Source organism: Micromonospora sp. NPDC049204 (assembly GCF_040647935.1).
Lineage (GTDB): Bacteria > Actinomycetota > Actinomycetes > Mycobacteriales > Micromonosporaceae > Micromonospora.
In genome coordinates, this window is sequence record NZ_JBEZDC010000008.1 from 233,354 (window position 1) to 252,202 (window position 18,849).

General features: G+C 72.2%; 15 protein-coding genes. 6 read left to right on the forward strand and 9 right to left on the reverse strand.

From position 1 onward, the window contains the following. Positions 1-22: 22 nt before the first annotated feature. Together AB0A90_RS17950 and AB0A90_RS17955 are read right to left on the reverse strand one after the other, a co-directional pair. Positions 23-772 carry an SIS domain-containing protein gene (locus AB0A90_RS17950; protein WP_357248597.1) on the reverse strand — a complete coding sequence of 250 codons (750 nt, stop codon included), beginning with the start codon at positions 770-772 and terminating at the stop codon, positions 23-25. Beyond that, positions 769-1,722, reverse strand: a complete 954-nt coding sequence (locus AB0A90_RS17955; protein ID WP_357248600.1) for a MurR/RpiR family transcriptional regulator — start codon at positions 1,720-1,722, stop codon at positions 769-771. Before AB0A90_RS17955 ends, AB0A90_RS17950 begins: the two co-directional genes overlap by 4 nt. A gap of 207 nt (positions 1,723-1,929) precedes the next feature. Here AB0A90_RS17955 and AB0A90_RS17960 point away from each other — a divergent pair, with 207 nt between their 5' ends. Further along, complete coding sequence (locus AB0A90_RS17960; RefSeq protein ID WP_357248603.1) at positions 1,930-2,916, forward strand: BadF/BadG/BcrA/BcrD ATPase family protein; 987 nt, start codon at positions 1,930-1,932, stop codon at positions 2,914-2,916. A gap of 104 nt (positions 2,917-3,020) precedes the next feature. After that, positions 3,021-3,947: a glutamate cyclase domain-containing protein gene (locus tag AB0A90_RS17965; RefSeq protein WP_357248606.1), complete on the forward strand. Its 927-nt coding sequence runs from the start codon at positions 3,021-3,023 to the stop codon at positions 3,945-3,947. Here the strand turns inward: AB0A90_RS17965 and AB0A90_RS17970 are convergent. Beyond that, entirely contained in the window at positions 3,900-4,727 is an 828-nt protein-coding gene (locus AB0A90_RS17970) for a hypothetical protein (protein WP_357248608.1), read from the reverse strand. The two genes, AB0A90_RS17965 and AB0A90_RS17970, sit on opposite strands and share 48 nt — an antisense overlap. A gap of 33 nt (positions 4,728-4,760) precedes the next feature. Then, positions 4,761-5,624 (reverse strand): hypothetical protein, encoded by an 864-nt coding sequence (locus AB0A90_RS17975; RefSeq protein WP_357248611.1) that lies wholly within the window; start codon positions 5,622-5,624, stop codon positions 4,761-4,763. An 87-nt stretch (positions 5,625-5,711) separates the two neighbouring features. Between AB0A90_RS17975 and AB0A90_RS17980 the strand changes: the two genes are divergently transcribed. Continuing rightward, a complete protein-coding gene (locus AB0A90_RS17980; protein WP_357248614.1) occupies positions 5,712-6,668 on the forward strand; it encodes a hypothetical protein in 957 nt (318 codons plus the stop codon). 7 nt (positions 6,669-6,675) lie between these two features. Here AB0A90_RS17980 and murD read toward each other — a convergent pair whose 3' ends face one another. After that, entirely contained in the window at positions 6,676-8,022 is a 1,347-nt protein-coding gene (gene murD / locus AB0A90_RS17985) for a UDP-N-acetylmuramoyl-L-alanine--D-glutamate ligase (RefSeq protein WP_357248617.1), read from the reverse strand. An 82-nt stretch (positions 8,023-8,104) separates the two neighbouring features. Here murD and AB0A90_RS17990 point away from each other — a divergent pair, with 82 nt between their 5' ends. Beyond that, on the forward strand, positions 8,105-9,454 hold the full coding sequence (locus AB0A90_RS17990) for a hypothetical protein (RefSeq protein WP_357248620.1): 1,350 nt from the start codon (positions 8,105-8,107) through the stop codon (positions 9,452-9,454). A gap of 136 nt (positions 9,455-9,590) precedes the next feature. Here AB0A90_RS17990 and AB0A90_RS17995 read toward each other — a convergent pair whose 3' ends face one another. From AB0A90_RS17995 to AB0A90_RS18005, 3 genes are read right to left on the reverse strand one after another with little or no spacing between them, the layout of a single operon-like run. Then, entirely contained in the window at positions 9,591-11,387 is a 1,797-nt protein-coding gene (locus AB0A90_RS17995) for a PucR family transcriptional regulator ligand-binding domain-containing protein (RefSeq protein WP_357248623.1), read from the reverse strand. Between the two features lie 38 nt (positions 11,388-11,425). Next, positions 11,426-12,877 carry an argininosuccinate synthase gene (gene argG, locus AB0A90_RS18000; RefSeq protein ID WP_357248626.1) on the reverse strand — a complete coding sequence of 484 codons (1,452 nt, stop codon included), beginning with the start codon at positions 12,875-12,877 and terminating at the stop codon, positions 11,426-11,428. A 47-nt stretch (positions 12,878-12,924) separates the two neighbouring features. Next, positions 12,925-13,839: an RNA methyltransferase gene (locus AB0A90_RS18005; RefSeq protein ID WP_357248803.1), complete on the reverse strand. Its 915-nt coding sequence runs from the start codon at positions 13,837-13,839 to the stop codon at positions 12,925-12,927. Between the two features lie 25 nt (positions 13,840-13,864). Between AB0A90_RS18005 and AB0A90_RS18010 the strand changes: the two genes are divergently transcribed. Then, entirely contained in the window at positions 13,865-15,712 is a 1,848-nt protein-coding gene (locus tag AB0A90_RS18010; protein ID WP_357248629.1) for a thiamine pyrophosphate-requiring protein, read from the forward strand. A gap of 114 nt (positions 15,713-15,826) precedes the next feature. Then, positions 15,827-16,558 (forward strand): hypothetical protein, encoded by a 732-nt coding sequence (locus AB0A90_RS18015; protein WP_357248632.1) that lies wholly within the window; start codon positions 15,827-15,829, stop codon positions 16,556-16,558. A gap of 65 nt (positions 16,559-16,623) precedes the next feature. On the opposite strand, the gene AB0A90_RS18020 is transcribed toward AB0A90_RS18015, so the two are convergent. Then, positions 16,624-18,825, reverse strand: coding sequence for a transglycosylase domain-containing protein (locus AB0A90_RS18020; RefSeq protein WP_357248635.1), 2,202 nt, complete (start codon positions 18,823-18,825; stop codon positions 16,624-16,626). Positions 18,826-18,849: the final 24 nt, after the last annotated feature.

The window sequence follows — 18,849 nt, forward strand, 5'->3', positions numbered from 1 at the left end:
GTCTCTCCTTGTGGAATTCGGGTCAGGCGGTACGCCGGAGACGCCCGGCGTACCGCGACTCGAGGGCGATGTTGTGCTCGTCCCCTCCGGGGACGTTGGCGGAGAGGTAGATAGGGGGCACCTCTCCGGCCTGGTGGAACCGTCGTACGACCTCCGCGGTCAGCAGCTGCGCCAGCAGCGCCGTGGTGACCGAGGAGACCGCACAGACCGCGCCGCCGCCCTCGAGCGGCAGCAGTGCATCGCCGTACGGCGCGCCGTTGTCCAGCACGACGTCGGCGAGGTCGGCGAGCCGCTGGCCGGACGGATGCCGTGGAGCGACCCGTGCCGTGTGCTCGACCGAGGTGACCGCGATCAACGGGTGACCGCGCTCGGTGACCAGCGCCGCCAGCTCTACCACCGAGCCGTTGATGCCGGATTGGGATGCCACCACGAACACGTCGCGCGGCTGGGGCGCCGCGAGCGCGTAGATCTGGTGGGCGATGGAGGGATCGCGTTCCAGCTTGGGGTCGGCGAGCACGTCACGCGGGGCGTCACCGTGCATCACCAGGTCCCGTACCGAGAGCCGGTTGGTGGGGACCAGCCCGCCGGCCCGGGCCACCAGTTCGGCGGCGAACGCCTCGGAGTGCCCGGCGCCGAACGCCTGGAGCACCCCGCCGTCGCGCAGGCTGTCGGCGATGAGATCGGCTGCCCGGGTGATCCCGTCGGCCTCCGAGTCGAGCAGTCGGTCGAGCACCGGGCGGACGGCGTCCGCGTACCCCTGGGCACTGATCATGAGACGACACCTTTCGCTGCCTTGTGGCCGTCGACGGCCTGCGCGGTCCGCCGGAAGGCCACGTGGGCGCGGTCGTGCGTGCGTTGGGCGACGGCGATGTAGAGCAGGTCGAGCACCACCAGTTGCGGGTGCCGGGCGGAGAGGGCGTCCGGCCGGAAGGTGGTGGCCTGGCTGGCGGTGAGCAGCACGATGTCGGCCAGTTCGGCCAACGGCGAGCGGGGGAAGCCGGTGAGCGCGATCGTGGTGGCGCCCCGGCTGCCCGCCTCGGCGAGCATCTCGATCGTCTCCCGGGTCTGCCCGGTGTGCGAGATGCCGAGCGCCACGTCTCCACCGCGCAGCAACGCGGCGCTGGCCAGTCCCTCGTGCACGTCGTTCCACGCCCACGCGGCCACACCGATGCGGTGCAGGCTGAACTGCATCTCCTCGCCGACGAGCGCGCTGCCGCTGGCACCGAAGATGTTCACCCGGTTGGCCCCGGCGATCGCCACGGCGGCCCGTTCCACCTCGCTCAGATCGAGCAGGGTGGCGGTGTCGTGCATGGCCCGGGTGTCGGCGGCCATGATCTGGTCGAGCACCCGGGCGAGCGGGTCGCTCGGCTGGATCTCGCGTCCGATGTCGACGGTCCAGCCGGCCGAGCGGGCCCGACCGGTCTCGGAGGCGATGCCCAGCCGCAGGTCGGCGTACCCCTCGAAGCCCATCGCCCGACAGAAGCGGGTGATGGTCGCCGGTGAGGTGCCGCTGCGCTCGGCCAGCTCGACGATCGTGGATCGGGCAGCGGCCTCCGGGTCGCTGAGCACGTGTTCGGCGACGCGGCGCAGCGCGTCGGTCAGCTCGTCGAGCCCGTTGCGGACGCGGGCCAGCACCCCGCCGGAGGCTGAGCTCCTTCGATCGATCGCGTCGGCGTCGACCACCGCGGTCCCCGCGGCGGTGTCCACCTCGTGATCAACCATGGGTCGCCTCACCTTTCCGAAAAGCTTGTTAACTGTTAGTGGTAAAAGTTCTTACTAACCGCCCCTCCGTGTCAAGACTGTGGGCGAAGTTTTCAAACTGTTACCTGGCGCACAGCCCGCCGCAGCCGCCGGAACTTGCCCCGCAAGACGTCGCCGACCAGCATGAACAGGCCCGATTCGCCGCACCGACCAAGGAGTCCCGTGCCGATGTCCGACGCCCTCGTGATCGGTCTCGATGTCGGCGGCACGTCCACCCGGGCGACCGCCCTGACCCTCACCGGGGACCGCGTCGGCACCGGCCGCGCCGGTGGTGGCAACCCCACCAGTCACGGCGCCGAACGGGCCGCCGCCGAGTTGTTGACCGCGCTCCGCGAGGCGCTCGCCGACCTCGACCCGGCACGGGTGGTCGCCGGCACCATCGGGCTGGCCGGGGCGGCCCGGTTGCTCGCCGACCCCGCCGGCCGGGCCGCCTTCGACCGGGCCTGGCACGACGCCGGCCTACGCTGCCCGTACGCGGTGTACGGCGACGCCCTGGTCGCCTACGCCTCCGGCAGCGCCGCAGCGGATGGAACCGTGCTCATCGCCGGCACCGGCGCGATCACCGCGCAGGTCCACGACCTGCGGCTCGACCGGATCGCCGACGGTCACGGCTGGCTCCTCGGCGACACCGGCTCCGGCTTCTGGCTCGGCCGCGAGTCGGTACGCCGGCTGCTCGCCGACCTCGACGCAGGGCGTGCACCCGGCGCGCTGGCCACCACGGTGCTCACCAAGCTGGTGGGCAGCCCCGAGATCGCCGCCCGCCCCCGGGACACCGTCGACGCCACCATCCAGGCGGTGACCCGTCGACCCCCCATCGAGCTGGCCCAGCTCGCGCCCCTCGTCGTCGACGCCGCCCACCACGGCGACCCGGTCGCGACCGCGCTGATCACCGAAGCCGCCGCGCACCTGGCCGAGAGCGTGAGCCGCATCCGCCCCGCCGGCGCGGTGACCCCACTCGTGCTCGGCGGCGGGCTGCTCACGGCGGACACCCCGCTCGCCGCCGCCGTCCGGGTCGAGATCACTCGACACTGGCCGGACGCGCCGCTGCGTACCGCCGGAGACGGGGCCGCCGCGGCGGCCTGGCTCGCCGCCCGCGACCTGCCCGAGGTGACCGACCCGGCCGCCCTGCACGCGCGCCTCTTCCCCACCCCCTGATCAATCTCGGTCGCGTCGACGCCCTGCGGCCGGGTCGGGGTGGGCCGCGCCCTGGCCGGGCACGGCTACCCTGGGTCGGTCCCCTGGCGCCGAGGAGGCCCACGGTGCACATCGAACAGACGATCGCCGAGCTGGAACGCGTCGCCGCGCGCGAGGTGGGCCGGGGCAGCGAGGCGCTGGCCGCGCCCGTCGCCGGCGGACTGCTGGCCGCCGCCCGGTCGCTCGCCTGCGCTGCCGCGCCGGACGCCGCGGTGTTCACCGGGTTCTTCATCCCCGGCGCCGAACCGCCCGCCGCGGAGACCGACGGCCCGCTCGGCGCGGTCCAGATCGCCGCCGCGGTACGCCTTCTCGGCGGCCGGTGCCGGCTCGTCACCGACGAGCCGTGCGCCCCGGTGGTCGAGGCGGCCGTCGCCGCGGCCGCGCCGGGTCTGCCGGTGGACGTCGCGCCACTGCGGGGGTACGAGGAGTGGGCCGCCGCCCTGCTCCCCCGGTACTCCCGACTGACGCACCTCATCGCCTGTGAGCGCGTCGGCCCCGGGGTGGACGGTCGGCCCCGCAACATGCGTGGCGAGGACATCAGCGCGCACACCGCACCCCTGGACCGGCTCTACGCCTCCGGGTCGGCCTTCCGGATCGGCATCGGCGACGGCGGCAACGAACTGGGCATGGGCCGACTGCCGGCGGAACTGGTCGGACGGGTGGTCGCCTCGGGCGAGCGGATCCGGTGTGTGGTGGGCGCGGACGCGCTGCTCGTCGGCGGCACCTCGAACTGGGCCGCCGCCGCCCTCGTCGGCGCGTTGTCGCTGCTCCGGCCCGAGGTGCCCGCGCTTCGTACGCTGCTGGAGCCCACCTGGTCGTACGACCTGCTGACCGCGATCGTGCGCGCGGGCGCGGTGGACGGGTCCGCCGCCGCGCCACGCTCAGCGTGGACGGTCTCGACTGGCCCGCGTACGCCGAACCCCTCGCCCGCGTCGCCGAACTGGTCAGGGCAGGCCGGTAGGTGTGGGTGGCTCGGCCGCCGGCCGCAGTGACCTCGGCGGACGGCTCGCCGGGCGGGCCTGCGCGGCACCGCGGGCGCGCGACGGCAGGTGCAGGGCGACCGCGACCACCGCGAAGGCCGCCCAGCCGGCGCCGAGTGCCACGGTCGGCGAGATGTCCTGAACGTAGTGGTACGCGGTGAGGAAGCCGACGAGCCCGAGGCTGTTGCGGGCAAAGTGCCAGCTGAACTCCGGCAGCTGACGACGAGCCTCGACGGCGACCAGCACCCCCGAGTACGGGAACGTCACCACCATGCCGCGCAACACGGCGCCGAGCAGCGTGGTGAGGATCGCCCCGACGAAGATCACTACCAACTTGAGCAGCACCGGCAGCCCGTCCGAACGCGCCTCGGCACCGGCGACCGGATCCGCGTCGGCGTCCGTGGCGGCGTCGGCGCGCGGGCGGGCGGCACGGCGGCGTAGCAGCAGCATGGCCGCCAGCCACAGTGCGAGCGTGCCGGCGAGGGCCGCCTCGAACGGGACACGGACGGCCAACAGCCCGGCACTGAGCGCCACGTAGACGGCGATCCCCGCGCCGTCGGCGAGCAGGATCGGCCAACGCAACCGGTGATGGGTCACCGCCACCGTGACGAAGAAGAGGTTGAGCCCGAGCACACCGAGCAACTGCGCGCCGTCGACCCGGTGGTCGGTGCTGACCAGGGCGAGCGTCATCGGCAACGGCAGGCTGTAGACCAGCGCCCGGAGCCGGACCGAGCGGATCACGCTGACGGCCCAGACCACCGCCGTCACCAGCAGGACCCCGCTCAGCGTCATGGCTCACCCGTCTCCGCCCCGGGATGGGGCCGTTCAGTCCTGGAAGGTCGCGGCGTTCGCGCAGAGGTCGAACACGCGGGTGAGCCGGGCGACGTCCGTACGGTTGACCGAGAACTGGTTCTCGCCGATCTCGCCGTGCGCGGTCATGTGGGCCTCCCAACAGCTCGACCCGTCCCACAGTGCCAAATTGACGTGCAGGTGTGGACTGACCACACCGAGGGGCAGCAGACCCACCCGCGCACCGGCGGCGCGCTGCTGCCGCACGAGTGCGGTCAGCTCGTCGCTCAGCGTGGCGTAGACGAAGACCCTGGTGATCTGGACACCCCGCTCCAGCGCCTCCAGGTTGGCCGCCCAGTAGCGCCGGCCGATCTCGCTGCGCCACCAGCTGAGCTCCCCGCTCACCCGGGGCATCACGTTGGTCAGGGCGTCCAGTCGTCGCACGCAGGTGCGGGTCGCGCCGACCAGGTCCTCGTCCTCGTCGCCGCGCCGGATGATCCGACCGTCCGCGAGCTGCTCGGCCTCCAGCCGGAACTGCTCGTACCGCCGCTCCGCCTCCACCGCGACCCGGGTGCCGGCGTGCTGCTCGGCCGCTGCCCGCATGGCCCCGGCCAGCTCCGTGGTGGAGCGGACCAGCCAGGGCGGGCCGTCCAGCAGGGTGCGCAGGTGAAAGCGGCGCTCCGCGCGGGCCAGTGAGTCGACCAACAGCGAGATGGTGATGCCCATCAGGCCGGCCAGCAGCGACTCCACCCCGGAGGCGGCGTCGCTGAGGTCGAGCGCGACGCTGAGAGTGATCGACAGCGTGATGCCGACAAGTGCCACCGGGTCGGTGTGCGCCACCAGGCGAAGGAAGCCGCCGCCCTGGTCCCGTAACCGCTGACGGGCCACGTCACGGGTCATCGAGATCCCCCAATCAGCCGCTCCCGACAGCGTAGACAGCAGCCACAACCAGCGGCCCCGCCGCAGCGGGCCGGTAGCATCCGGCGGGTGCAGAGAGCCGACGCGGCCCGGTCGACCGGAGCGGACGCCGAACGGATCGCGGCGGAGATCCGGGCCTGGGTGTGCTCCGCCCCGCTCCGCGACCTGGTCCGCCGGTTCGGCGGCGACTGGCCGGCCGGTGACCTCGACGAGGTGCTGCGGTTCCTGGACGACTTCTCCGCCCGACACTGGGACTTCCGGGGCGGGCGGGAGCGACCCGACGCCCGGGAACCCGACCTCGACCCGACCACCGCGGCGCTGGTCCTGGACGCGGCTGCCGCGCTCGGGTTGATCCACCCGATGCCGCCGACCCGGCCGGCGTACGCCCACCTGGTGGTGCTCGGTGGCCTGGCGCACGCCTGCGTACGACGCGTCGGGTACGCCGCGCACCTGCTCCGCGCCGGCCTTCCGGTGACTGGCGAGGTCGCCGTCCTGGGCAGCTTCCGGCCGTTGTCGGAGTGGGAACGCCGGACGCTCGCCGACGCGGGCCTCCCGCCCGACGACACCGAGGTGGACGTGCTGGACACCGCCGTCCGGCGGGTGTTCGGGGTGGCCGACCCGGCGGAGCAGGCCGGCGTCGACGCCGGCCACCCACACCACTCCTGGTCGTCGCGGACCTACCGGCCGGACGGGCTGCCGCCGATCCGGGTGCTGGCGGCGCCGTCCAGCGAGCCGGACCGGCGGCGGGCACACACCGCCGACACCCAGCGGTTCTGGGCCGGCCACGTCCGGCTCGCCCCGGGTGATGAGGTGCTGATGGTCACCGCGCCGATCTACGTGCCGTTCCAGCACTCCGACGCGCTGCGCACCCTGGCCCTGCCCTACGGATGCGGCATCGAGACGGTGGGGGTGGACCCGACGCTCGCCGACCTGGCGGTGCTGCCCGAGCAGACGCTCACGCCCGGCCGCTACCTCCAGGAGATCCGCTCGGCGATCCGCTCGATGCGCGCCCTGCGCACCGCCTGAGTCTCGCTCAGCCGGCGGTGTCGGCGACCGCCTGCGCGAAGACCTCGGAACGGTGCTCGAAGTTGCGGAACCGGCCGTAGCTGGGCGCGGCCGGCGACAGCAGCACCACCCCGCCGGCCGGGGTCACCTCGCGGGACAGCCGGACCGCGTCGACCAGGTCGTCGACCAGTTCGGTACGCACCTTCGGCAGGCCGGCGAGCACCTCGACGATGCGGGTGCCGCTGTCCGGGATCCCGATGACCGTCAACTCCCGTTCGGCCAGGTGCTCGGCCAACGGGGTGTAGTCCAGACCCCGGTCGTTGCCCCCGACGATCACCGTCAACGGCCGCCCGTCGTACGCGTCGATGGCGTGCATCGCCGCGTACGGGCTGGTGGCCAGGGTGTCGTCGACGAACGTCAACCCGGACGGGTCGGTGATCTCGGTGAGCCGGTGGGCCAGCCCCTGGAACTCGGCGACCGCGACGGCGAGGTGATCCTTCTCGGTCACCACGTCCATGCCGAGCGCGTCGAGCACGGCGAGCGCGACGCACAGGTTGCCCTCGTTGTGCCGACCCACCAGCGGCAGCACGGCACGCGGGAACAGCGGCTGGTCGCCGAGGTGGAACCACGGCGTACCGTCACCGCCGGCGGCGACGTGGACGCTGTCGGGACGGCCGGCGCGGATGGCCGGCAGGTCCCCCAGCTCGGCGGCGAGTCGCGGGTCCCCGCCGTTGACGACGATCGTCTGCGGGTCGTGGGCGAGCAGGTTGAGCTTGTCCCGGTAGTACTCCCGCTCCCCACCGTGCGCGTCCAGGTGCTCGGGGAAGAGCGCGGTGACGACCGCCACGCGGGGCGAGTCGGTGAGATCGCTGCACTGGTAGCTGGACAGCTCCAGCACGTACAGCTCCGCCTCCGGCAGGTCCAGGGTCGGCACCCCGATGTTGCCGCCGAAGACGTTCGGCCGGCCCGTCGCGGTGAGCAGGTGGCTGATCAGGCTGGAGGTGGTGCTCTTGCCCTTGCTGCCGGTGACCCCGACGGTGCGCGCGGCGTGGTCGGCCATCCACAGCGCGGTGCCCTGGGTGACCAGGCCGCCGCGTCGGCGCAGCTCGACGAGCCACGGGTGGGTCTGCGGCACACCCGGAGAGCGGACCACCACGTCGGCGGCGGCCAGCCGCTCGAAGCCCGCCTCGCCGGTGACCAGCGGCGCCGCCTCGGCCAGCGGGCCGTCCCAGGGCAGTGACAGGAAGTTCGCGCTGTCGTCGACGGCGACCAACTCGGCCGGGCCGTGCGCGGCGATGGCGGTCACAGCGGCCCGGCCCTCCCGGCCGGTGCCCCAGACGGCGACGGTACGTCCGCGCAGGTCAGACAGGCGCACAGGGCTCTCCTCGGGGATCGCGGCGGCGGCAGGACGGGGCCGGTCCGGACACGGCCGGACGAACCAGGGCCTAGTATGGCGTGTGCCCAACGAGCAGCTCCGGCGGATGGACGCCTTCACCTTCCCGTCCTACTCGATCGACTTCGCCACTGGCGAGGTGTTGTTCGACTACGCCCTGACCGGTCCGGCCGGTGAGCAGCGGTTCACCGAGGTGATCACCCTCCCGCTACCGGCCGAGCCGCCGTCGGACGAGACGGTGGCGACCCTCGGCCGGGTGCTGGAGGTGCTGCACCTCGTCGCCGGGGTCAGCTACTACAAGACCGCCGCACCGCCCCGGCTCGTACTGCCTGCGCCGCTGGGCGCGGCCACCGTCGACTACGTCACGGCCGTCTACACCAAGGGCCTCGCCGAGTACGCGTACCGCAACCAACTGCCGCACGTGCTCCAGCTACGCCCGGAGGTGCCGGCCGGCTCGCCGGAGCCCCCGCGCGTGTACGACGACTCCGACCGTCGTCCGCTCTCGGCGGTGGGTGGTGGCAAGGACTCGATCGTCAGCCTGGAGGCGCTGCGCCAGGCCGAGTTCGACCCTGTGCCGTTCTCGGTCAACCCGAACCACGTGATCGTCTCGGTGAACGAGGCGTCCGGGCTGATCCCGCTGGCCGCCCGCCGGCGGATCGACCCGGTGCTGTTCGACCTGAACGCGGCCGGCGCGCTGAACGGGCACATCCCGGTGACCGCGATCAACTCGCTGATCGCGGTGGCGACCGCGGTGCTGCACGGGCTGGGACCGGTGGTGATGTCGAACGAGCGCTCCGCGTCCGACCCGAACCTGGTCTGGGACGGCCACGAGATCAACCACCAGTGGTCCAAGGGTGTCGAGGCGGAGGGGCTCCTGCGGGCGTCGTTGGCCGAGCACGCCGGCCTGACCGAACCGTACTTCTCGCTGCTGCGCTCGCTGTCCGAGCTGCACATCGCCCGGCTGTTCGCCGACTTCACCAGGTACGACGACGTGGTGACCAGCTGCAACGCCGCGTTCAAGCTGCGGAACGCGAGCGAGCGCTGGTGCCGGGACTGCCCGAAGTGCCGGTTCGTCTTCCTGGCCATGGCACCGTTCATGCCGCGTGAGCGGATCACCCACATCTTCGGCGGCGACCTGCTCGCCGACGAGTCGCAGATCCCCGGCTACCGCGAACTGCTGGGCGTGGACGGGCACAAGCCGTTCGAGTGCGTGGGCGAGGTCGAGGAGTCGGTGGTGGCCCTCGGCCTGCTCGCCGAACAGGACCAGTGGCGCGACGCCCCGGTGATCCGAGCCCTGGTCGACGCCGTCCCCGAGACAGCCTGGTCCGCGGTGGCCCACTCGGACGTCTTCACCCCCGGCGGCCCCAACCACATCCCCCCCACCTACGCCAAAGCCCTAACCCCCCTCCTCTAACCCCACCCACCCACCCACCCACCCCACCCCCGCCACCGCCCCGCCCCCAGCCCGCCCCGCCTCGCACCGGTGATCAAGAGGTTTGCGTCAGCAGGACTGGGATTTCTGACGCGAACCTCTTGATCACCGAGGCTGGTCAGGGGGTTCGGACTGCTTTTAGGGCCAGTAGGGCTACGTGTAGGGAGAGGGTGGCCTCTACCGAGTCGAGGTCCACGTCGAGGATGCGGGCGATGCGGGCCAGGCGCTCGTAGAACGCCGGCCGGGACAGGTGGGCGGCAGCGGCGCCCGCGGTCTTGTTGCGCCCCTGCTCCAGGTACGCGCGCAGGGTGTCGAGCAACTGCTCCCGGGGGTGGCGGGCGTCGTACTCCAGCAGAGCGCCGAGTTCGCGTTCCACGAAGGTCTGCAACCGGGGCTCGTCGCGCAGCAGGTGCAGCAGCCCGGCCAGCCCGACGTGCGGTAGCCGGAAGATCGGCAGGTCCCGCCGGTCCTGCCGGGCCGCCTCGGCGATCTGCCGCGCCTCGACCAACGACCGTCGGGCCTCGCGCAGGCTCCCCACCCCGGAGCCGGCGGCCACGATCACGGCACCCGGACCAGCAACCCGGTGCGGATCGACAGCGAGCGGTTCGGCAGTGGCCGCCGACCGGGGCGCGTCGCCACCGGAGGTCACCCGCCCCGCGCCGGAGTCGAGGCGTACCCGACGCAGTGCGCTGGCGAACGCGGACAGCGCGCGGTCCTCGGCGGCCGGGTCGGTCAGGGCCAGCAGCACACCCACCGAGTTGTCGTCGACCGCGCTGGTGAGCCCGGTCAGCTTCGCCTCGCGCAGCGTCTGGCCGACCGCCTCGGACAGGTCCCGCAGCCGGGCCTGCGCGGCCTCCGGGCCGCTCTCCCCGCCCGGGTCCTCAGCCCGGTGTCGGACCATCACGCCCACCAGGTGCCGACGGTCGAGCACCACGCCGAGCGCCTTGGCCCGCAGCGCGATCTCGTCCACCGGTCGGGAGTGGTCGAGGAGCGCGGTGAGCAGGGTGCGGTGGATCTGCCGTTCCAGCCCTTCGGCGTCGCGGCGGATCAACCGGCCCAGCGCGAGGGTGGACGCGGCCCGCTCGATCAGGATGGTCAACCGGGTGGGCGGGCCGGCGATCGGCTCGCTGGACTGGGCGCTGGGCACGTCGCCGCTGGCCGGCCAGCGCAGCAGCAGCCGCCCCCAGTCCTGCCCCCGGGCGCCGACGACGGTCACCAGCCAGCCGCTGTCCGGGTCGTACGCGGTCCGACCGGCCGGTCGGATCCGCCGCGAGTGCTGCTCCCAGCCGTCCAACAGCAGTTCGGCGCTCTCCCCCGCCGGGTCGTAACCCAGCACCTGGCGGGACAGGTTCTCCAACACCACCGGGCAACCGGACAGCTCGGCGGCCTGCCGGATCACCTCGGCGGCGTCGGCGCCCTCGACGGACAGGTCGTTGAAGCGCTGGTGGATCTCCTCGGTGGCGCGCAGCTCGGTGAGCTGCGCGTCGACGATCAGGGCGTGTACCGCCTCGGTGATCCGCACGAACGGGGTGGCGCGGCGCAGCTCCACCAGGGGCAGCCCGCGCCGCTCGGCGGCGGCGACCATCACCCGGGGCACCCCGCTGACGTAGCGGCGGCCCAACTCGACGACGAGCCCGGAGACGCCGACGTCGGCCAGGTCCCCGATGAACGCGCGGAGCCCGGCGTCGTCGCCGGGCAGGCCGATGCCGGTGGTGAGCACCAACTCGCCGCCGCCGAGCAGGGTGGCGATGTCCGGCACCTCGGCGACGTGCACCCAGCGGACCGGCCGGTCCAGCCCGGCGTCCCCGGCGACCACGCGCGGTGCGCCGTGGCGGACCGGGTCCAGGGCGAGGACCTCACGCACGGTAGGGAACACGGCCGACACGCTACCCTCCGTGACGCCGGATCTCGACATTCGTCGGGCGACGTCACGGAGGGTCAGCGCGGTTTCGCTCAGTCGACGCCGAACTCCATGGCGGCCCGGTCAAGTGCCTCGTCGTCGGCGGAGGCGACGCCCCGGGAGGCGATCGCTTCCGCGCCGCCCTCCGGCATCGCGCCGATCAGCCCGGTCGAGGCCGCCTGCGCGGCGCCGACCATCCGCTGCGGGGTCCCCCCGCCGACCATGCCGAGGTTGGCGTACTGCTCCAGCTTCGCCCGCGAGTCGGCGATGTCCAGGTTGCGCATGGTGAGCTGGCCGATCCGGTCCGACGGGCCGAACGCCGAATCCTCGGTACGCTCCATCGACAGTTTGTCCGGGTGGTAGCTGAAGGCCGGGCCGGTGGTGTCCAGGATCGAGTAGTCCTCGCCCCGGCGCAGCCGCAGGGTCACCTCGCCGGTGACCGCCGTGCCGACCCAGCGCTGCAACGACTCGCGCAGCATCAGCGCCTGCGGGTCCAGCCAGCGGCCCTCGTACATCAGCCGGCCCAGGCGACGGCCCTCGTTGTGGTAGTTCGCCAGGGTGTCCTCGTTGTGGATGGCGTTGACCAGCCGTTCGTACGCGTAGTGCAGCAGCGCCATGCCGGGCGCCTCGTAGATGCCGCGGCTCTTGGCCTCGATGATCCGGTTCTCGATCTGGTCCGACATGCCCAGGCCGTGCCGGCCGCCGATGGCGTTGGCCTCCAGCACCAGGTCGACGGCGTTGCCGAACTCCTTGCCGTTGATCGTCACCGGGCGGCCCTGGTCGAAGCCGATGGTGACGTCCTCGGTCGGGATCTCCACCGCCGGGTCCCAGAACCGGACGCCCATGATCGGGTTGACCGTCTCGATGCCGGTGTCGAGGTGCTCAAGGGTCTTCGCCTCGTGCGTGGCGCCCCAGATGTTGGCGTCGGTGGAGTACGCCTTCTCGGTGCTGTCCCGGTAGGGCAGGCCGCGTTCGAGCAGCCACTCCGACATCTCCTTGCGCCCACCCAGTTCGGTGACGAAGGCGGTGTCGAGCCACGGCTTGTAGATGCGCAGCATCGGGTTGGCCAGCAGGCCGTACCTGTAGAAGCGCTCGATGTCGTTGCCCTTGAACGTCGAGCCGTCGCCCCAGATCTGGACGTCGTCGGAGATCATCGCCCGGACCAGCAGGGTCCCGGTCACGGCCCGACCGAGCGGGGTGGTGTTGAAGTACGCCCGGCCGCCCGAGCGGATGTGGAAGGCCCCGCAGGTCAATGCTGCCAGGCCCTCCTCGACGAGGGCGGCGCGGCAGTCGACGAGTCGGGCGACCTCGGCGCCGTAGCTGAGCGCGCGGCCGGGCACCGAGGCGATGTCAAGCTCGTCGTACTGGCCGATGTCGGCGGTGTAGGCGCAGGGCACGGCGCCCTTGTCGCGCATCCACGCGACCGCGACCGAGGTGTCGAGGCCGCCGGAGAAGGCGATGCCGACACGTTCGCCGGAGGGCAGGGAGCTGAGAACCTTGGACACGGGGAAAATTATGCAACAGAGCGCATGGACATGCAAGCCGGAGTGAATTAATCGTTCTCGTCCAGCGGGTCGTCGCGACCCAGCTCCCAGAAGGCGACCGCCGCGGCGGCAGCGACGTTCAACGAATCCACCCCGCGTCGCATCGGGAGCCGCACCCGAACGTCACTGGCGCTCTGCGCCGCGCCGGTCAACCCCGGCCCCTCGGCACCGAACAGCAACGCCGCCCGCGCCCGCTGGTCCGGAGAGAGCCGCTGCATCGGCAGCGCCTCCGCCGCCGGGGTCAACGCCAGCACCGTGAAGCCGGCCTCCCGCACCTGGTCCAGGCCCGCCGGCCAGCGGCTGAACTTGGCGTACGGCACCGCGAAGACCTCGCCCATGCTGACCCGGACGCTGCGCCGGTAGAGCGGATCGGCGCAGGTCGGCGACAACAACACCCCGTCGATGCCGAGTGCGGCGGCGCCCCGGAAGACGGCACCCAGGTTGGTGTGGTTGTTGATGTCCTCGAGGATCACCACCCGGCGCGCGGCGGCCAGCACCTCGTCCGCCGTCGGCAGCGGCCGGCGGTGGAACGACGCCAGCACCCCCCGGTGTACGTGGAAACCGGTGGCCCGTTCCAGCACGTCAGGCGTCGCGGCGTAGACCGGCGCGTCGCCGGTGTCCAGGTCGGCGAGCTGGTCGACCCGCTTGGCGTCGACCAGGTACGACCGGGCCGGGTAGCCGGCCCGCAACGCCCGGCGCAGCACCAGCTCCCCCTCGGCGATGAACAGGCCGTGCGGCGGCTCCCAGCGGGTGCGCAGTTCGAGGTCGGTGAGCGCGCGGTAGTCGGCGATCCGGTCGTCGTCAGGATCGGTGATCTCGTGGACGGGCACCCGACGATTCTGCCGGACGGCGAGCCTCGCCCTCCGACGCCCGCCCGCCGGAGTGGTTTGTCCGGAGAAGAAGGGCAATGACCGGCGCAGCATCGGGCCGGCCGGGAGGATCAGCCAGGTGAGCGCAGACCACACCACCGCAGGTGCGGCGGGGGCCCTGCCCCGGCACCCGACCGTCGCGGACCACATCGTGTCCCGGCTGGCCAGCTGGGGCGTGCACCGCTACTTCGGCTACCCCGGCGACGGCATCAACGGCCTCACGTCCGCGCTGCAACGCACAGGTGGTCGCGCCCAGTTCATCCAGGTCCGCCACGAGGAGACCGCCGGCTTCGCCGCGTCGGCACACGTCAAGTACGGCGGCGGACCGCTTGGCTGCGCCCTGGTGACCAGCGGCCCGGGCGCCATCCACCTGCTCAACGGCCTGTATGACGCCAAGCTCGACCACCAACCGGTGATCGCCCTGGTGGGGCACACCGCGACCACCGCGGAGGGCGGCGGCTACTACCAGGAGGTCGACCTGCTCTCCCTCTACAAGGACGTGGCAGCGGCATTCCTCGCCCAGCTCGACCACCCGGCGCAGGTACGCCACCTGGTCGACCGGGCGTGCCGCACCGCGCTGGCCCGACGTACCGTCACCGCCCTGATCCTCCCCCTGGACATCCAGGACGAGCCGGCCATCCCGGACCCGCCCCACGCGCACGGCTACTACCAGACCAGCAACGTGCCGAGCAGCACGCCCACCGTGCCGCCGGAGGCCGACCTGCGACGAGCCGCCGAGGTGCTCAGCGGTGGGCAGCGGGTGGCCATGCTGGTCGGGCAGGGCGCGCTGGGCGCGCAGGAGGAGGTCCGCGAGATCGCCCATCGGCTCGGCGCCGGGGTGGCCACCGCCCTGCTCGGTTTCACAGTCGTCGACCATCGCGAACCCTGGGTCACCGGGGCGATCGGACTCCTCGGCACCCGACCGAGCTGGCAGTTGATGACCGGCTGCGACCGACTGCTGATCGTGGGCAGCAACATGCCGTACTCGGAGTTCTACCCACCGCCCGGACAGGCCCGCGCGGTGCAGATCGACCTGGACGGCACCCAGCTCGGTTTGCGGTACCCGACCGAGGTGAACCTGACCGGCGACGCCCGCCCCACGTTGCGGGCGCTGCTGAACGAGCTGGGCCCCGGACCCGGGCCGACCGCCTGGCGGGCGGAGATCGCCGAGGCCACCTCCGCGTGGCGACGCGTGCAACGCGACCTGGCCGAGCAGACCGCCGACCCGGTCAACCCGCAACTGCTCTTCCACACCCTCAACGAGCGGCTGCCCGACGACGTGCTGCTCGCCGTCGACTGCGGCACCACCACCGCCTGGTACGCCCGCCACCTCCAGGTCCGCCCCGGGATGCTGGCCAGCCTGTCCGGCACCCTGCTGTCCATGGGCGGTGCCATGCCGTACGCGCTGAGCGCCAAGTTCGCCCACCCGGACCGGCCGCTCGTCGCACTTATCGGTGACGGCGCCATGCAGATGAACGGCGTCAACGAGCTGATCACCGTGGCGAAGTACTGGCGCGGGTGGGCCGACCCACGATTCGTGGTGCTGGTCCTGAACAACCGGGATCTGGCGTTCGTCAGCTGGGAACAGCGTTCCTCGGAGGGGACGCCGATGTTCCCGGACAGCCAGCAGTTGCCGGACATCGCCTACCACCAGTGGGCACAGGTGCTCGGGCTGCACGGTGAGCTGGTCGACTCTCCGGAGCAGGTGCCGGCGGTCTGGGAGCGGGCGCTCGCCGCCGATCGACCGGTGGTCATCAACGCCCTGGTCGACCCCGCCGAGCTGATGCTGCCGCCGCACTTCACCGTCGAACAGGCCCGCAAGACCGCGGCGGCGGTGCTGCGCGGCGACACCGACTGGGCCGGCATCATCCGCCGGGGCATCCCGTCGACGCTCGCGAGCTACCGCCCGCGCCGCCGCAAGGGCTGACCGGAGGACTCCGCACTGATCCGGGATCTCCGACACATCGAGGGATTGCCCGCGATCGATCATGGGTACCTGGCTGTCTGCTCACCCACGGGGGGTGGCATGAGGGAGCCGACGATGAGATCGACGACAATCAGACGAGGCATGGTCGCCGTGGTGGCGATGGCGTTGCTGGCCGGCTGCGGCGGCGGCGACGGTGACGGCGGAGAGCCGGCATCGAATGCCTCGAAGGACAACGGTGTCGCCGCGCTCGAACCGAACGAGGCGCTTCAGCGCGCCACGACGGCGGTGCAGAACGCGAAGTCCTACCGCCTGGCGGGGGACATAGTCGACGACGGCCAGAAGATGACCCTCGACTTGAAGAGGACCGGCACTGACCTGGCCGGTCAAGTGTCCACGACCGAGGGCACCGTGGAGCTGCTCGCGGTGGGCGGCCAGCAGTACATCCGGCCGGACGAGAAGTTCTGGGCGAAGAGCGCCGGCGCCCAGGCGTCCGGTGAGATCGTGAAGATGATGGGTGACAAGTGGGCCAAGGTCTCCAAGGAGGACGAGTTCACCCAGCTGTTCGACGTCACTAACGCCGACGCGCTGCTCAAGCCCGACGGCACCATGACCAAGGGTGAGGCCAAGGAGATCAACGGCATGAAGACGATCGGCCTCGTCGACGGCGACAAGGACGGCACGCTCTACATCGCCACCACCGGTGAGCCGTACCCGGTCCGGGTGGAGGGCAACGGCGCGGACGCGGGCAGCCAGATCACGTTCAGCGATTTCGGCGCGACCTTCGATGAGCTGAAAGCGCCGCCTGCGGACCAGATCGTCGACTTCGACCAACTGAAGCGCAAGTAGCCCATCCACACGCCTCGGCCGGCGCCTCCGCACCATCGGTGCGGAGGCGCCGGCACGTTGCCGGGTCAGCCTCGGCGGTCGAGCCAGCGTTGCAGGGGCGAGCGTGGCTCCTCGGTGGTGGGCGGCTGTGGACGGTCCGGGACCGCGGGGCGCTGCACCGGGCGGTGCGCGTCGCCGGCCAACTCGTGGCTGGGTGCCGCGAACGCCTTCTTCGGCTGTCCCTGCACGGCGGTGGCGATGACCCGGGCCACCGCGTCGATCACCTTGCCCTGCACCGCCGAGCCCACCGAGTCGGCCGGGTCGTCCGGGTTGGCGGCGATCCCGGCCACCGCGACCTGCGGGGTGAAACCGACGAACGTCTCGGTGGAGTTCTGCTCCGAGCTGCCCGTCTTACCGGCCACCGGCCGACCGTCGAGGATGTCGTTCACACCGGTGGCGGTACCGCCGTTGCACTGCCCGAACGCCGACTGCTGACCCACCGGGCAGCGCGCCGCGTCGGTCGCGGCACGGGCGACGTCGGGGTCGAGCACCCGCTTGCAGGAGGGCTGCCCGACCGGCACCTTCGTGCCGTCCGCGGCGGTCACCGAGACCACCGGCACCGGGGTGCAGTAGGTGCCCTCGGCGGCCACCGTGGCGTACGCGTTGGCCAGGTCCAGCGGCGTGGTGGCGGCCACGCCGAGGGTGAACGAACCCCAGTTCGCGGCGTTGTTCTTCGCGAAGGCGGCGTCCGAGTCGGCGCGGAACGTGATGCCGAGCCGCTGTGCCATCTCGACCACCTTGTCCTGGCCGACCTGCTCGGCCAACCAGACGAAGTAGGTGTTCACCGAGCGGCCGAAGCCGTCCCACATCATCCGGTACCCGTCCATCCAGTCCGGGTTGGCGTTCGCCGGGCACCAGTGGCCGTCGCAGCTGCCCGGCCCCTCGGCGGCGTACCGGGTGGGCAGCTTGGCGGGCGCGTCGAAACCGGTGGAGAGGGTACGGCCCGACTCCAGCGCGGCGAGCATGGTGAACAGCTTGAACGTCGAACCCGCCTGGTACCCGTCGACACTGGCTCCGCCGGAGATCAACGGGTTGACGGTGTTCGGGTAGTTCGCCTGCCCGGCCGGGTTGTCGCCGAGGCTGTAGTGGCGGTTGACCGCCATCGCCAACACCTGCCCGGTGCCTGGCTGGACCGCCGCGATCGGCAGGGCGCGCTTGTTGTCGTAGGAGTAGACCTTGGTGGCCTGCTTCTGCGCGGTGGCCTGGATCTTCGGGTCCAGCGAGGTGACCACGGTGTAGCCGCCCGACCGCAGCGCCTGCTCGCGCTCCGCCACGGTGGCCCCGAAGGCCGGTTGGGTCAGCCACCACTGGCGCAGGTAGTCGCAGAAGTAGCCCCAGTCGTCGTGGCCCTGGGAGACGGCGGTGCAGCCGTTGGGCTGGGCGGTGGGGCGCAGGTTCAGCGGCTCCGCCTTGGCCTGGGCGGCCTGCTCGGCGGTGATCGCACCGGTGGCGACCATCGAGTCCAGCACGTACGACCGGCGGGCCAACGCGTCGTCCTTGTCGCCACTGATCGGGCTGTACGCGTCCGGGGACTGCACCAGGCCGGCGAGCAGGGCCGACTCACCGAGGGTCAGCTGCGCCGGCGGCTTGCCGAAGTAGCGCTGGCTGGCCGCGGCGACACCGTACGCGCCGGAGCCGAAGTAGGCGATGTTCAGGTACCGGTCGAGAATCTCGTCCTTGCCGAGGCTCTTGTCCAGCGCGCTCGCGTACCGGATCTCCTGGATCTTGCGCCCGACGGTGGGGTCGGTGGCGGCGGCGCGCTCCTCGGCGGTGCGGGTGGGGTCGGTCTTGAGGACGTTACGGACGTACTGCATGGTCAGCGTCGAGCCGCCCTGCTCGGTGCCGCCGCCCTTGACGTTCGCGACCACTGCGCGGGCGAGACCGCGCAGGTCAGCGCCACCGTGGTCGTAGAAGCGCCGGTCCTCGGCCGCCACGATCGCCTGCCGCATCACCGGGGCGATCTCGGACAACGGGACGTCGGTGCGGTTCACGTCGTAGAACGTGGTGATCAGCGTCTTGCCGTCGTTGGCGTAGAGGTACGAGCGCTGCGGAGTCGCGGGGGTCTTCAGCGAGGCCGGCAACGCGGCGTACGACCCGAGCGCGGCGCGGGCGCCGAGGCCGAGCAGCAGGTTGCCCGGGAGCGCGGCGACGGCCAGGACAAGCCCGGCCAACACACCGGCGAGCAGCACGGTGAACAGCCGCGACAGCGGCGAGCGGGAAGCGGCCATGCTCCCCAGGATTGCCACGAAAGC